The organism is Acinetobacter sp. TG2027, assembly GCF_000302435.1.
In the GTDB taxonomy this organism is placed as follows: Bacteria; Pseudomonadota; Gammaproteobacteria; order Pseudomonadales; family Moraxellaceae; genus Acinetobacter; species Acinetobacter pittii.
The window spans coordinates 159,109-173,352 of record NZ_AMJN01000001.1 but is presented as its reverse complement, the minus strand read 5'-3'; the positions used below and the strand labels follow the sequence as shown (position 1 = coordinate 173,352).

Here is a 14,244-nt window from a genome sequence, read left to right as displayed (position 1 = left end):
CTGTTTTTCAACAAGTTTCTATCTGCATCACCGCCGATGGATGTGCATTATAGATGATTAAGATCCCTTTGCAAGCGAAAATTAAAAATTAATGACTTGAGCGTTTACTTTTAAACCACCACACGAATTAAGCTATTGTTTTATATTGATAATTATTTTAATTTTTTATTTTTGACTTAAATAAGCCAGTATCATGCTCGATAATTCGCGTTTAAGTTGTTGTTCTGAGATAAGAAAATTGTTCTGGCTTACATAACGCATCATCGTAAAAAGCGTACTATTAATAATTACAAAGGATTTATGCTTTACCTGTTCGAAGTCCCACTGATGAGGATTTCTACTGAATGTATATAGCCCTACTTCAAAAAAATGCTTTTCTAAAATCTGAGCAGCTTGCGAATGACTATAGTCATGCCAGTGTTTCAGCACTTCTATAAAAAATCCATGATCGGCTTTTAATGCATTAAATCCCAACTCTATTGCTAAGGGAATGAGCAGCTCTAAAGGAATATTTCCTTGTCGCACAACTAATTCTTTAAGTTGTTGCCCCAGCAATTCGCTTTTACGGCGCAATAGTTCTTCTATGATTTGATCTTTATTCTCAAAGTATTGGTAAATCGACCCAACACTTACTCCAGATTTCTCTGCAATTTTAGGCGTCGTCGTATGTAGTAATCCATACTGGGCGATACACTGCTGTGTCGCCTCTAAAATATGGTCAACAATAATTTTTGAACGCTGTTGTTGTGGGGCTTTTCTCATCGTTTTTTATTCATTAAATGCGAATTGAATGCGAATAATTATTCATATTAGCCTATTTATTATTCAGTTCAATAAGTAAGTAACGATATGCAAATGATTAGCCCGACTCGACTTGCTTCTTTTAATGACATGCAAGACAGTAATTTCTTTACTCAGTTTTTAAATATCTGTTGTGAAAAACCTGTACAACCAAACTATACGGAATATATGTCTTTACAACATGCTCTTTATGAAGGGGATATTGAAATGGATAAGGTGATTGATTGGGTTATGCAAAATCCCAAAGATCACCGCATGATTTTTGAGAAGATATTATTTCAAGGCCGCGATAATCTATCTGAGCCTATACCTACTGAGTTAGAAAATTTCTTTAATTACATTGAGCAAAAGCCTGAATGGTTAGATCAGCGTCAAGTTGATGAGGCTGTTAAATTTACTCATCGTTTAGGAATAAATAATGGTTTTATTCTTAGAGATTTATCCTTAATGGCGGGATATTTATATCCAGGATTTAATCAGCCGCTAATTTTAACGGGTGCATTAAAGAAACAGGCAGGTACTCGTTTAGCTGAAACCACTAAATGGTGGGTTGATATTACTGAACCTCAAGGACTTGAGCGTCTAAGCGCAGGTTTTACATCAACGATTTATGTTCGCTTTATTCATGCACTCGTTCGCCGACAATTAAAAAAGTCTGATCGTTGGGATAGTGAAGTTTGGGGAATTCCACTTAATCAATTTGATTTAGCCATGACTAATTTGGCTTTTAGCAGTGTAGTTTTACTCGGTATTAGGGCTTTAGGTGTATGGCCGACCAAACAAGAAGCCAAGAGTTTTCTACATTTTTGGCGTTATGTTGGCTGGTTGATGGGTATTGATGAAAAATGGCTTATTCAATCTGAATCTGAGGGTTGGAGGTTACTTTACTGGATGCAGTTTGCTCACCCTCGTTCCGACCACAGCAGTGTTGAGTTAGGATCAAGCTTATCTAAATAGCCTTTTGAGAGAAAATATCTGCATTTACGCTCTTTGCAGCAGAAGCTTGCTTATCGACAACATTTAGAACTTACCCAATTTTTTATTGGCAAGAAGAGAATGAAACTACTCGGATTGCCTCAGCAGTCTGCCTCATGGTTTGCTTATTATCTGATTGTGCGTAATTCAATACTTTATAATGGCGCGAAGCTTTCACCAAAAGTTGAAAAGTTTTTATCTAAATCAGGCCGTAATATACAGAAACTTGGCTTAACGCTTTATCAGAATCAAGGTAAGGCAAAAACCTTAGCGAGTATGCATCAATAATTTTTAAAACCTAAAAATAAAAATGGAAGCCTATTAATTAGACTTCCATTTTCAAATATTAAGGAACTTATTGAGCTGATGAACTGTGCATTTCAGCGTGATTCATTTGCTCGTGTGACTCCATCATCTGCTTCTTTTTCTGACTTGGCATGTAGTCAGGTTCATTGTTGATCGCCAAGTAAAAAACAATCATAAACAATAAACTCAAGATAGAAGCCACAATAAGTAACTTCCATCCCCACCAAGATTGTTCAGGTGATAATTTATTAGTCATTTCATTTCTCTCTTTAAATTAATATTTTCACTTCATTTAATTCGTTAAGCTTTTTAAAACTTCATGCTCATACGGACCCAGTAGTTTCTTCCGATATTGTTAAACTGCTCTTCGCTCGCAAATCCAAAGCCAGCACTACCCGCTTTATTTAAGTGTTCGGTATAGGTCTTATCTAATACGTTATCAATGCCAACAGAGACATCGATATCTTTACGAAGGTTGTAACTTCCGTTTAGAGAAAGAGTCGAGAAACCTTTACTTGGTTTTAAGTCATATCCTACGATATTACCTTGATGTAGACTCACACGGTTTTGCTCAGCCACAGCTCGCCACAACAGACCTAAATTATATTTGTCAGCCACATAGCGAATATTTAAGCGACCTTCTAAAGGTGAAATTTGAGGTAGTGGTTTGTCATCTGTGGTGTTTTTACCCCATGCATACATGGCACTCAAATCTGCCTGAATATGATCGGTAAATTGATATCCAATACCCGCTTCCGCACCTGCGATGGTTGCATCGACATTCTTGGCACCCGCAGTAATATCATGGCTCATATCATGCCCACCCATTCCAGTACTTGGATGATGGTGGTAACTCATTAAAATGTAGTCATCCACCAAACCGGCATAAGCAGAAGCCCATGTATTTAAAGCGCCATGTTGTTGCTGGAAACCTAGATCCAACTGTAATGTTTTTTCAGGATTCACACCGTTAAAAGTATTAGTTGAGCCAGCGTTACCATGTTTAGGCGAGAAAAGTTCCCAATAATCAGGCATACGCTCTACATAACCTAAACCAATATAGCTTTTTAGGTCATGCTCAGGATGTTGATTTTCCCAACGGACAAATGCACTCGGTAAAGTCTTTTCAAGTTTAGTATTAAAGCCTTTTGCTTGAGAATCAGCACGCTCATCTTCAACTGTAACTCGATCTAAACGTGCACCTGCAACCATTTTGTTGAAATCGTTCCATTGATAGCCGAGTTCGCCAAAAGCACCATATGATTGAAAACGCATATCTTGGCGATATGGAATATTCATAGAAGGCATTGTTGGCGATGACATGCTACCGCCATGTTTATTAAATTGAGAGTCAACGCCTGTGATCAAACTCCATTTGTTCCATTCAGAAGTCATTGCCAAACGTGAGTTTAATGTACGGCGTGTCACTTGCATTGCCATTGGATTCGGCATCAGCATGGTCATACCACCATGATTCATTTCAACTAATGGCGGTGTGCGCAAACTAAAGTTATCCATAACATGGTCGTTATAGCTATAGTTCACCTGCCCTTCAATTTTCTTAATGACATCGGTGATATTTTTCTTTTCGAAACGTAGCCCTAAGCTTTCACGCGCAAATTGAGATCCGTCCATTGAACGTCCAGCATAAAGCGATTCACCATCAGATTTTCCACCAGTGAGTTCCACCCACGTGTTTTCATCTGGAGTAAAGCCAAGTGCTACATCAGCATTCCACTTTTTCCATGCTGACGGCACAGTATTTCCATCACCATCTTGATAACTATTCGATTCTGAACGATTGGCATTTAAACGGATATATTTCTTTTCATCACCAATTGCCGCCTCAACGTTATGGTCAATACGTCCATATGAACCTAATAAGACACTCGCTTGTCCGCGATAAGGTTTTTCAGAGGTGAGTTTCTCAGGCTGACGTTCAAAAAGGACTGTTGCAGCAGAACCTGTATTGGCATATTGAACTGTTTGCGGACCTTTAATGACAGAAATACGATCATAACTTTCTGGTGAAATATAAGAAGTTGGAGCATCCATACGGTTTGGGCATGCACCTAAATTTTCAGTTCCATCAGTTAGAATTTTGATGCGTGAACCAAACATACCTCGGAATGTCACATCACCATTGGTTCCACCGCTTTGTATTGAGTTAAAACCCATAATACTTTGTAGGTAGTCTGCACCATCTGTAGCAGGCACTGGCTGAATTGGCTGTTTCGGGTCTGCATGTACAATCAAGCCATTTGCATCGTTGCCTTGTTGGGCTGTAACAACAATAGGTGCTAATGAGTGAAGCGCTTTAGTATCGGCATCATTTTTTTCTGAATTAGCAAAAACTAGCCCCGAATAAGAGACAGCAAACATCGCAACCCATAAAGGTTGTAGTAAAAATTTAGAATGTGGCATTTTTATACGCTCTAAAACATAAATAAAGTGATATCGAAGTCAGTTAAGACCCCAACAAAAAATTGCTTTTATTTATGCAAATAGAGGTGGTGCACGCCCTTGCGGGAGTAGAAAAAGTCGCTGTAGTGCAAAGTAGACATGTCTAAATGCTTGTTGATAAGCGACTAAGCGGACTTGTATGCGGACTAAAACTTCTTTTACGCCAAATTCAGGTGGCAAAACCAGATTGGCATAGACGGTACAATATTGACACTGGTGATTTGCATCATGATGATCATGTTGCCCAGAGGCTTGTGCCTGTTCAATATGATGTTCATGATGTGAATGCATGGCATGTGACATGGTTTCCATCTGTGCTTTAGGTTTAAGCAAAGCGAGGGTAATAGTTTCACAGACCGGAGCAATTTGATACTGCTTCGGTAATAGCGGCTGTAGAAATACCGCGACCTGTAAAAATACTGCTGCACATGCAAGCAGTAAACCACTACGAAAAACCAAAAATCACATCCACACTACATTAATGTTTCAAGAATAGAAATTTTTAACGTTTTACTGCAACTTTTTCACGCTCACGTTGACGAACAACTTTTTCGACTTTTTCTCGAGCACGCTGACGTTTAAGTGGCGACAAATAATCCACAAACAATTTGCCATTTAAGTGATCCATTTCATGTTGGATACAAACAGCGAGAAGTCCATCAGCTTCTAACTCAAATGCTTGACCTTCAAGGTTAATTGCCTCAATTTTCACACGTGACGGGCGCTCAACTTTGTCGTATATTTGTGGCACCGATAGGCAGCCTTCTTCGTACTGCTGCTTATCTTCTGTCAGTGGAGTTATTTTGGGGTTAATGAAAACCATAGGGTCATCTTTAGATTCAGACAAATCTATGACGATAAGCTGAATATGACGATCGACCTGAGAAGCTGCTAAACCAATACCTGGTGCCGCATACATGGTTTCAAGCATATCTGCTGCAAGTTGACGAATTTCATCAGTAACTTCTTCAACAGGCTTAGCAATGGTACGAAGACGGGGATCAGGAAAACTTAAAATAGGTAATAAGGCCATACTGACGTCCTCACTTATGCCATTGATTGAAAAACCAAATGAAGGAAATACTTCATCGAAAAATTGTGTGTTAGCCGCCTATTATAACGCATCTGCACGCATAATTTTTAGGAATTATCATAATGAAAAAGGTTTTTGACGGCATGGTTCAATTTCATGCTTTGGGGATAAAAAAGCATTTACTTGCTTTGGCACTTTTTACAGGGGTTGCATTCGGTACGGTAGCAGAGACTTATGCTGCTAGTCCGAACCATAATCCACCCTCTCTTAGAAGTAATGCACCACATGTCTACATAGTAAAACGAGGAGATACGCTATGGGATATTTCCGGTCACTTTCTGAGTAAACCTTGGCGCTGGCCTGAAATTTGGGCAAATAATCAGCATGTCAAAAATCCACACTGGATTTACCCAGGTGATCGATTACTGCTGTGTAGTTTAGATGGCCGTCCATTGGTTGGAAAAGATGAGGGAGATGGCTGTGTCGGCATTATTCGCCGTTACACAGGCCAAATGACAAATTTACAACCTCAAGTTCGTATGGAGTCACTTAACAATAACGTACCTGTTATTCCTCTTGAGCATATCAAACAATGGTTAGAACACAGCACTATTCTACCTATCGATGCAATTCAACACACTCCTTATGTAGTCGGTACTGCTGATCAACGTGTACTGGCGGCAAAAGGTCAGACTATTTATGCGCGCGGACAAGGTTTAGTTAATGGTCAACGTTATGCAGTTTATCGTGAAGGCGAACCTTATTATTTCACAGACAGTAAAGGTAAAAAGCATAGTCTAGGTATTGAGCTGCAACAAGTTGCCTCAGGGATTGCGATCTCTTCTGAAAAAGACATTACCACGCTTGAGTTAACTGATAGCTACAATTCTGAAGTACGTCGTGGTGATCGGGTGATGCCAGAAGAAGAAGCAACATTACCTACTTTGTTTTATCCGGTGGATGCCACTCAGGTGACGGACGGCGGCAAAATTATTCGTGTAATGGGATCAATTGGTACTGCTGCCAAAAATAGTGTGGTCACTTTAGATCGCGGTACGGCACAAGGTATTCAAGTAGGACAAGTTTTTGATATTACGCAACAAGGTGAAACCATTCGAGATCCTAAAACCAAAGAACCAATACAGTTACCAGGACAACAAATTGGTAGTCTGATGGTCTTTAGAACTTTTGATCAGTTGAGTTATGCCTACGTATTAGAAAGCGATTTACCAGTTAAAGTTGGTTCAAGCATTCAGCCACCCCGCTTTAATGATTAATGCTGGATGTACCTTTTACAATGCTTACTCAACTTTCTTCACACCATTACCACACGCTTAAAGTGTGGTATTTGGTGCAACACTCTTTAGTCAGCTTTAAAAAAATTGTCGATTATTTTGGTAACTGTGAAAAGGCAGTCCAACCTGTTGGATTATCTCAATGGCGCAATCTTGGCTTACATGCTAATCATTTAAAACGTGTAGCTGAATTTCAAACCGCTCAGGGCCAAGCTCAGTTTGAAAAACTAATTGAGCAGATCCAGCAATATACCGACTTTATTTTAACGGCAGATGACTCAGGCTATCCCACTCAGTTATTACCTTATACAGATCACCCACCTATCATTTTTGGAAAAGGTCAGGCACAAGCCTTATTACAACCACAAATTGCGATTGTAGGTAGCCGAAAACCAAGCCCACATGGTCGTCAGGTTGCTTATGATTTTGCCTATTACTTAAGTGAAAAAGGTTTTTATGTGAGTAGTGGCTTGGCATATGGGATTGATGAAGCTGCTCACCAAGGAGCATCAGCACATCAACGTACAATTGCAGTAACAGGAACTGGTTTAGACAGTACCTACCCTGCTCAAAATAAAAAACTTGCAGAACATATTTTGGCTCAAAACGGCGCGATTATTACTGAGTTTTTGCCTGGGACACCTCCACTACAACAGCATTTCCCACGTAGAAACCGAATTGTCAGCGGTTTGAGTTTAGGTGTGTTAGTGGTAGAAGCTACCTTAAAAAGTGGTTCTCTCATCACTGCGAACAAAGCTGCCGAACAAGGTAAGACTGTATTTGCCATTCCTGGTCATATTTACAGTGAGTTTCATCAAGGTTGCCATCAACTTATTCGTGAGGGGGCAATTTTAGTCGATCATCCTGAACAAATTATTGAAGACCTTGCTTTACCCACACAGTGGCAAAGTCAGCAACAAAACTCCACCGAGCAGGCTGTAATTTCTAGTACCCCAGAAATTCCTGAGCATTTAATTAACCTTTATCAATCTTTAGACTGGGTCGGACAAAATATTGATCAGCTTGTCTTACATCACTCTCAGCCTGTTGCAGAACTCACCTCTTCACTGATGGAACTAGAACTACTTGGTTTATGTATGCAACAATCAGGATTGTATTTACGTTGTCGTTCTGAGTATTGGAGCGCACAATAGCAATTCTGTCTGATTGAAAGGAAGAGTATTACCATGATTACCACCTCAGTTACCGAAGCAGCCGAATGTTTACAACAAGGTCAAGTTTTGGCATATCCAACTGAGGCAGTTTGGGGGCTAGGTTGCGACCCTTTTAATGAGCAAGCTTTTCAAAAAATTCTTGAATTAAAGCAAAGGCCTATTGAAAAGGGTGTAATTTTATTAGCAGGTCATATTAGCCAAGTTGAACACCTGCTAACTTCTCTACCTCAAACAACCCAACAAGAAATTATTGATTGTTGGACTAATCATCAACCATCAGAAAGAGCAACAACTTGGCTATTACCTGCTGGCGAACATATTCCTTCATGGATTAAAGGTGAGCATCCTCTTGTCGCTGTTCGAGTCACTACACATCCTTTATGTGTGGCATTATGCAATGCTTTTCATGGCTTTATTGTCTCGACTAGTGCGAACCCAAGCGGGCAAGAACCTGCTCATTCATTACAGGATGCCTGCCAATACTTTGGTTCACAATTAAACTATCTGAATGGTGACTTAGGCCAGAGCCAACAGCCAAGTAGAATCATTAACGCTCTTACCAGAGAGATTATTCGCGCCTAATTTCAAACAAAAAAAAGCTCAGTTATATAGGGATAACTGAGCATAAAAAAGGATGGGTATATACCACATCCAGAGGGTTTGGATATCTGTGGAACGAAAGATAATTTACAAAGAAAATAGCGCCTTTCGTAGTGGCCGCTATTATGTGGTAAGAGGTTCAATGAGAGAAATATATTATTTCTCTAAAAAAAGCATGAAAAGTGTAGGGAATTTACGGTTTTTTGCCTATAAATTAAAATTATATTAATATTTTTACTCGGCTTTTTTAATATTTATATTACAACCTATTTTTATAAACTATTTATAAATCATATAGAAAAACTTTAACTAAGAAAAAATTGGCATATTTTTATGAGTTTTTTTCAAAATATGCCATAGTTTTTTTACTGACTTTAGTTTTGTTCTTGCATTAATTCGCTCTTTTTAGGACTCACCTTCTTCTGAGCCATAATGATACCAATTAAAATAACAATCCCACCTAACGTGTGATAAATAGTCCACTGCTCAGACAACCAGACACTTGCAATAACTGCTGTAAAGACAGGTACCAAGTTCATAAAAATACTTGTTCTATTAGGACCGAGTTGTTGAACAGCTAACATCCAAACTAACGGCGCAATGAGTGAAGCAAATACTCCTGCATAAATAGCACTTGGTGCATTTTGTACATTTAAAGCATCAAGTCCAAACCAGAGAATTAAAGGAATATGAAATATGACAGAAAACCCAATCTGAACATATAAGCTTGTCATAATTGGTAGAGGCAGCTGCCATTTTTTAAGGAATACTCCATAAAATGCATAGAAGAATACGGCAATAATCATCAATGCATCACCAAGGTGTCCGCCACCACTTAAAAGCTTATTAATATTTCCTTGGGACATGACATATAGCAAACCTGCGAAAGATAAAATACTGCCAAAAACTGCAAAGCGATTAGGCACATCTTTTAAAATGGCAAGCGAAACAAAGATCGTGAATATAGGAATAAATGCATTCACAATTCCCATATTGGTTGCACTGGTATAATGGGCAGCTGTATAAGCCAAGCCTTGATAAAGCACCATCCCAAATGCACTTAACACAGCAAGCTTAGGTAAATATGGTATTACTAGTCGTCTTTGTCTCCACACAGACATAAACATAAATGGAGTCAAAATAATAAAAGCGATTAACCACCGATAAAAACTAATACTTACCGGAGAGATATAATCCGAGACATAGCGGGTGACTACAATATTTAAAGACCAAATCAATACTGCCAAAATGGGAAAAATAAACGCCCATTTGTGATATTTCATGACCTGACTCATAGCAATACACCATCTACAAAAGAGATTTTATTTTGAAGAATGTCTTAATAAATTGAAATATCGTATTTCCGACATTGATATCGAACTTAAGACATTATCCTTTTTAGAATAATGTCCAAGCTTTCATGGCATGTTCTACAACTTTATGTAATTGATCAGTACTGGCACCGTCTCTTGCCTGAATGGTAAGGCCTTGAATGACAGTGGCATAAAAGTCTGTCATTTCTTGTAGAGGAGCATTAGATAGCAAATCACCCTGCTCAACACCTTGTTTGAGACGCTCCAATAATTTTTCTTTGGTTTTTATGCGCTTGTCTAATAGGTTCTGCTGCACATCTTGAGTTGCATCAGAACAATTCATGGCAGCAACCACCAACATACAACCAGCTGGTTTATTGGGTTGAACCAGTCGTTTTACGTTGTCATAAAGATATAACTCAAACGCAATTTTTGCAGTTTTTGCTTCTAAAAAGATGGTCTCAATAGGGCAGGCTTCATGAGCCAAATAGTAATCAATACTTTTATAAAACAGCCCTGCCTTATCACCAAAAGCACTATATAGGCTAGGTGCCGTAATTTCCAAAGCTTGTGTTAAATCACTAATAGACGTTGCTTCATAGCCATGCTCCCAAAAGAGCAACATTGCTTTTTGCAGAACCTCTTGCTCATCAAAGCATTTAGGACGTCCACGCTTTTTTTTCAGCGTATCTTCTGTAACAGCTAAATTCGTTTCATGCCTATTTGTCATAAAGATCACATCTATTTTTATAACAATCGTTATTAAATTAATTGACGTTCGATTTTTTATCAACTATTTTATTTTCATAATGATCGTTAGTTAATTAATAAATTGCCTTTCTTTACTCCAAATTTAGCCAAGTAAGGATTTCCTATGGACCAATCGTCTATCTCTAAAGCGCGACCCACGACCTCCACTCAAGGAAGCTGGTTTGCCATTTTGGCCGTTTCTATCGCAGCATTTGCCTTAGTTACAAGTGAATTTTTACCCGTTGGCGTTTTAAATAGTGTCGCAACAGATTTAAATATTTCTGTAGGTACAGCAGGCCTGATTATTACCGTACCCGGCATTATGGCAGCAATTGCAGCCCCTCTATTGCCTGTATCAGTAAAACAACTTGATCGGCGTTATGTGCTTATCTTGCTGACAGCTATTATGGTTATTGCCAATACCATTACCGCATTTGCTGAAAACTTTCATATTTTATTGTTAAGTCGCTTAATTTTAGGTATTTCAATTGGTGGTTTCTGGGCGACCGCCATTGCTCTAAGTGGAAAATTAGCTCCCTCACACCTTCCTATTGCTAAAGCAACTGCGGTCGTGATGGCAGGTGTGACTTTTGCTACAGTTTTAGGTGTGCCTATTGGAACATGGCTAAGTGAATTTTATGGCTGGCGTAGTGCTTTTGGAATTACAGCAGGCATTGGCTTAATTGTTTTAATCTTACAATTAATCTTTTTACCTAAACTTATTCCAGACTCGGCAATTCACCTGAAAGACTTACCAGCACTATTACGCACTCCTAAAGCACGTAGTGGCATGTTGATTGTTTTATTGATCGGACTCGCTCACTTTTGTGCCTATAGCTATTTAGCACCTTTCTTTAAAAATGTTGCTGGTTTTAATGGGACAACCATTAGTTCATTATTATTGCTCTATGGAATTGCTGGTATTTTCGGAAATGCTTTTGCCGGATATAGTGGGAATCTAAATGTCCGTTATACATTAGCTTTTGTAGGTACATGCTTTGCAATCGTATTCTTTGGATTTCCTCTTTTTGCCGTTCATGAGTTTGGTGCTATTGTCTTAACCGCGTTATGGGGATTTGCATTTGGTGCCTTCCCTACCTCAGCGAATATTTGGATGTTTGTCCACGCACCACATGCAGTTGAAAAAGGCATGCCGCTTTTTGTAGGTATGTTTCAGGTGATGATTGCGACAGGTTCATTATTAGGTGGATATGTAGTTGATCATTTCAATGAAAATACTTTAATTTATGGTGTATTAAGCTTCGTTGCCCTAGCATTACTGAGTACATTTACCTTAGCGAAAGGTCTTAATAACCCTAAAGCTACTTGTGAAAACTAAAATATGAGTCAGAGCATATAGATGAACAATGAGGATCAGCAATTTTCATTATTAAACAGTATAGAAGTTCATGAATTTCTATACCAAAAAGAAGATATTGTTCGTCCTCATGCATCTCTTTGGGGAGATTTTAATTTCAGTTTAAATGGCATATTAGAAATGGAGATTGAAGAACAGCTATATCTTTCTCCTCCTAGCTATGGTCTTTGGATTCCACCTCAAACTGTTCATCAGTCAACCCATATCGACCATGAAATTCATTATATCTGTATTCGACTGCACCCTCGCCTATGCTCTATTTTAGGAAATAGCTGTCGATGCTTTAGTATTCAGCCTTTTTTTCGCACTTTAGTTTTACAAATTCTAGAGCAGCAAAAAAAAACCGAACAACCTGAATACTTAGAACATCTTTTACAAGTTTTATTCGATCAACTCAAACAAGCTCCTGCATATTCACATTATTTACCGCAAACGCGGCATCCTGTTTTATTGCCTATTTTAGAAAAACTTTCAGATCCTTTACTTTTTGATCAGTCTTTACAGCAGTTACTACAAAACTTTTCGGTCAGTGATCGCCACTTATTACGTTTGAGTCAACAAGAGCTTCAGCTTTCATTGTCCGAATGGAGAAATCGGGCCAAAATTGTTTATGCCATTCATCAGATTCGCCAAGGGACGTCTATCAAGCGTTTAGCATACGATTTAGGTTATCAACATAGCTCAAGTTTTATTGAATTTTTTAAACGTTACACTGGGCAAACACCTATCCAAATCAGAAATAACTAGAATTCAGTTTATCTTTAAAAACTTTTTCTTTTTTGAACACGAATATTATTGCACTACCCCTCAATAGCAGTTAAAACAAATGCGTTACTTGATATCAATTACAATCTTTAGGAAAGACTCATGACACAATCTGTATATCACATTCCAGTAAAAGCTATTTCAGGCGAAACGGTTGACCTCGAACAATACAAAGGTAAAGTTCTACTTATCGTAAATACTGCTTCTAAATGTGGTTTAACCCCACAATACGAAGGCTTAGAAAAACTTTACCAAGCAAAAAAAGACCAAGGTCTTGAAATTTTAGGTTTCCCAGCAAACAACTTTAAAGAGCAAGAACCAGGTTCTGATGAAGAAATTCAACAGTTCTGTTCATTAAATTATGATGTTCATTTCCCTTTATTTTCTAAGGTTTCTGTAGTCGGCGAAGATAAGCACCCACTTTACCAAACTTTGACAGCGGCTCAGCCGGAACGCACTGGTGAAGGTCCTTTCCGTGAGCGTTTAGAAGGCTTAGGTATTCCAACCAACCCTGCTCCAGAAGTTTTATGGAACTTTGAAAAATTTTTAATTAATAAAAATGGCGAAGTCGTAGCTCGCTTTGCTCCGAACCTAACAGCAGACGATGAGCAAATCGTTAAAGCAGTTGAAGCAGAGTTAGCAAAATAATATTTTAAAACGTGAGAAAGGGCGTTTTATACGCTCTTTTTTATACTCTCCTCAAAGTGTTGTTCGTTTGCAAAAATACAATCTTTCTTCATATTTTATGCCTATAGTATCTATTTGCTTTATTTGATGTTGTTTGTAGTTATGAAAAAAGTTTTACAGGGCGCATTTCTTCCTTTTGTAATTTTTGCCTCAGGCATGCTTTTACTCGGGTGTGATCAGGCACAAGACCATGCTACCGAACAAGAAAAAACTGAAATAGCTGAACAGGCATCTGACCAAAACATTGAACAACAAGAGTCAGAAATTGCACCCAACAAAGCCGAACTTAAAAGCGGTAATATTTTTTATATGGTCCGCGACGCTGCTAATTTACAGCTTAAAGCTGGTGACTATGTTGAACAGCTTAAAGATACTCAGCTTGATGTTGAACAAGCCATCCAAGATAAGAATCAGAATGAACTAAAAACTACTGTCACTACGTTAAAACAGCAACTAGAAGGTTTAAATCAAGCACTTTTGACTTTAGATATTAAAAGTCAGGAAATTGAGAATATTCGCCAAAGTTTATTACATGCCAACCAACAAGCTCTTAGCATGCCATTACTCAATGGGAAATTAGATCAAATCAATTTTGACCAAATTGAAAAACAGCTTAATACCATTCAAATGGATATGGTGAAGCTTGCTGCTATGATTATGGCAGGAGATGAAAAGTCAGATTCAAAAACTGAATCTTAAAAAA

At 38.3% G+C, this 14,244-nt stretch carries 13 protein-coding genes and 2 pseudogenes; 8 read left to right on the top strand and 7 right to left on the bottom strand.

Features of this window, described 5'->3' with window-relative positions; genetic code table 11:
• Window positions 1-191: 191 nt before the first annotated feature.
• Window positions 192-762 (bottom strand): annotated as a pseudogene (locus B806_RS0100835) (TetR/AcrR family transcriptional regulator).
• An 87-nt stretch (window positions 763-849) separates the two neighbouring features.
• On the opposite strand from B806_RS0100835, the pseudogene B806_RS0100830 reads away from it, so the two are divergent.
• A pseudogene (locus B806_RS0100830) lies at window positions 850-2,064 on the top strand (oxygenase MpaB family protein).
• A 67-nt stretch (window positions 2,065-2,131) separates the two neighbouring features.
• Here the strand turns inward: B806_RS0100830 and B806_RS0100825 are convergent.
• The 4 genes from B806_RS0100825 to def all read right to left on the bottom strand — a co-directional run bounded on the left by B806_RS0100825 (window position 2,132) and on the right by def (window position 5,578).
• Window positions 2,132-2,338: a hypothetical protein gene (locus tag B806_RS0100825; RefSeq protein ID WP_017387367.1), complete on the bottom strand. Its 207-nt coding sequence runs from the start codon at window positions 2,336-2,338 to the stop codon at window positions 2,132-2,134.
• A gap of 53 nt (window positions 2,339-2,391) precedes the next feature.
• Window positions 2,392-4,506: a TonB-dependent copper receptor gene (locus tag B806_RS0100820; protein WP_017387368.1), complete on the bottom strand. Its 2,115-nt coding sequence runs from the start codon at window positions 4,504-4,506 to the stop codon at window positions 2,392-2,394.
• A gap of 72 nt (window positions 4,507-4,578) precedes the next feature.
• Complete coding sequence (locus tag B806_RS0100815; protein ID WP_002114087.1) at window positions 4,579-5,004, bottom strand: DUF2946 family protein; 426 nt, start codon at window positions 5,002-5,004, stop codon at window positions 4,579-4,581.
• Window positions 5,005-5,047: 43 nt separating this feature from the next.
• Entirely contained in the window at window positions 5,048-5,578 is a 531-nt protein-coding gene (gene def / locus B806_RS0100810) for a peptide deformylase (protein ID WP_002114101.1), read from the bottom strand.
• Between the two features lie 122 nt (window positions 5,579-5,700).
• Here def and B806_RS0100805 point away from each other — a divergent pair, with 122 nt between their 5' ends.
• The 3 genes from B806_RS0100805 to B806_RS0100795 are packed head-to-tail and all read left to right on the top strand — an operon-like array spanning window position 5,701 to window position 8,630.
• Window positions 5,701-6,855 (top strand): LysM peptidoglycan-binding domain-containing protein, encoded by a 1,155-nt coding sequence (locus B806_RS0100805; RefSeq protein ID WP_017387369.1) that lies wholly within the window; start codon window positions 5,701-5,703, stop codon window positions 6,853-6,855.
• A 20-nt stretch (window positions 6,856-6,875) separates the two neighbouring features.
• The gene (gene dprA / locus B806_RS0100800) at window positions 6,876-8,027 is read left to right on the top strand and encodes a DNA-processing protein DprA (RefSeq protein ID WP_031944647.1); all 1,152 of its coding nucleotides are present in this window, start codon (window positions 6,876-6,878) and stop codon (window positions 8,025-8,027) included.
• A 33-nt stretch (window positions 8,028-8,060) separates the two neighbouring features.
• A complete protein-coding gene (locus tag B806_RS0100795) occupies window positions 8,061-8,630 on the top strand; it encodes a Sua5/YciO/YrdC/YwlC family protein (RefSeq protein ID WP_005072030.1) in 570 nt (189 codons plus the stop codon).
• Between the two features lie 392 nt (window positions 8,631-9,022).
• Here the strand turns inward: B806_RS0100795 and B806_RS0100790 are convergent, their stop codons facing one another.
• Complete coding sequence (locus B806_RS0100790) at window positions 9,023-9,943, bottom strand: DMT family transporter (protein WP_079380978.1); 921 nt, start codon at window positions 9,941-9,943, stop codon at window positions 9,023-9,025.
• A gap of 103 nt (window positions 9,944-10,046) precedes the next feature.
• The gene (locus B806_RS0100785) at window positions 10,047-10,700 is read right to left on the bottom strand and encodes a TetR/AcrR family transcriptional regulator (protein ID WP_079380979.1); all 654 of its coding nucleotides are present in this window, start codon (window positions 10,698-10,700) and stop codon (window positions 10,047-10,049) included.
• 135 nt (window positions 10,701-10,835) lie between these two features.
• Between B806_RS0100785 and B806_RS0100780 the strand changes: the two genes are divergently transcribed.
• The 4 genes from B806_RS0100780 (at window position 10,836) to B806_RS0100765 (ending at window position 14,240) form a co-directional block, all read left to right on the top strand.
• The gene (locus B806_RS0100780; protein ID WP_017387373.1) at window positions 10,836-12,050 is read left to right on the top strand and encodes an MFS transporter; all 1,215 of its coding nucleotides are present in this window, start codon (window positions 10,836-10,838) and stop codon (window positions 12,048-12,050) included.
• Between the two features lie 21 nt (window positions 12,051-12,071).
• Complete coding sequence (locus B806_RS0100775) at window positions 12,072-12,836, top strand: helix-turn-helix transcriptional regulator (protein WP_017387374.1); 765 nt, start codon at window positions 12,072-12,074, stop codon at window positions 12,834-12,836.
• A gap of 120 nt (window positions 12,837-12,956) precedes the next feature.
• Window positions 12,957-13,502 (top strand): glutathione peroxidase, encoded by a 546-nt coding sequence (locus B806_RS0100770; RefSeq protein WP_005072014.1) that lies wholly within the window; start codon window positions 12,957-12,959, stop codon window positions 13,500-13,502.
• A 141-nt stretch (window positions 13,503-13,643) separates the two neighbouring features.
• Window positions 13,644-14,240, top strand: a complete 597-nt coding sequence (locus B806_RS0100765) for a hypothetical protein (protein WP_025466063.1) — start codon at window positions 13,644-13,646, stop codon at window positions 14,238-14,240.
• Window positions 14,241-14,244 lie beyond the last annotated feature (4 nt).

Coding starts and splice junctions, on each gene's coding strand:
- B806_RS0100770 (WP_005072014.1), top strand. CDS start 12,957: ATGACACAATCTGTATATCACATTCCAGTAAAAGCTATTTCAGGCGAA.
- B806_RS0100805 (WP_017387369.1), top strand. CDS start 5,701: ATGAAAAAGGTTTTTGACGGCATGGTTCAATTTCATGCTTTGGGGATA.
- B806_RS0100825 (WP_017387367.1), bottom strand. CDS start 2,338: ATGACTAATAAATTATCACCTGAACAATCTTGGTGGGGATGGAAGTTA.
- B806_RS0100790 (WP_079380978.1), bottom strand. CDS start 9,943: ATGAGTCAGGTCATGAAATATCACAAATGGGCGTTTATTTTTCCCATT.
- dprA (WP_031944647.1), top strand. CDS start 6,876: ATGCTTACTCAACTTTCTTCACACCATTACCACACGCTTAAAGTGTGG.
- B806_RS0100765 (WP_025466063.1), top strand. CDS start 13,644: ATGAAAAAAGTTTTACAGGGCGCATTTCTTCCTTTTGTAATTTTTGCC.
- B806_RS0100775 (WP_017387374.1), top strand. CDS start 12,072: ATGAACAATGAGGATCAGCAATTTTCATTATTAAACAGTATAGAAGTT.
- B806_RS0100780 (WP_017387373.1), top strand. CDS start 10,836: ATGGACCAATCGTCTATCTCTAAAGCGCGACCCACGACCTCCACTCAA.
- def (WP_002114101.1), bottom strand. CDS start 5,578: ATGGCCTTATTACCTATTTTAAGTTTTCCTGATCCCCGTCTTCGTACC.
- B806_RS0100820 (WP_017387368.1), bottom strand. CDS start 4,506: ATGCCACATTCTAAATTTTTACTACAACCTTTATGGGTTGCGATGTTT.
- B806_RS0100795 (WP_005072030.1), top strand. CDS start 8,061: ATGATTACCACCTCAGTTACCGAAGCAGCCGAATGTTTACAACAAGGT.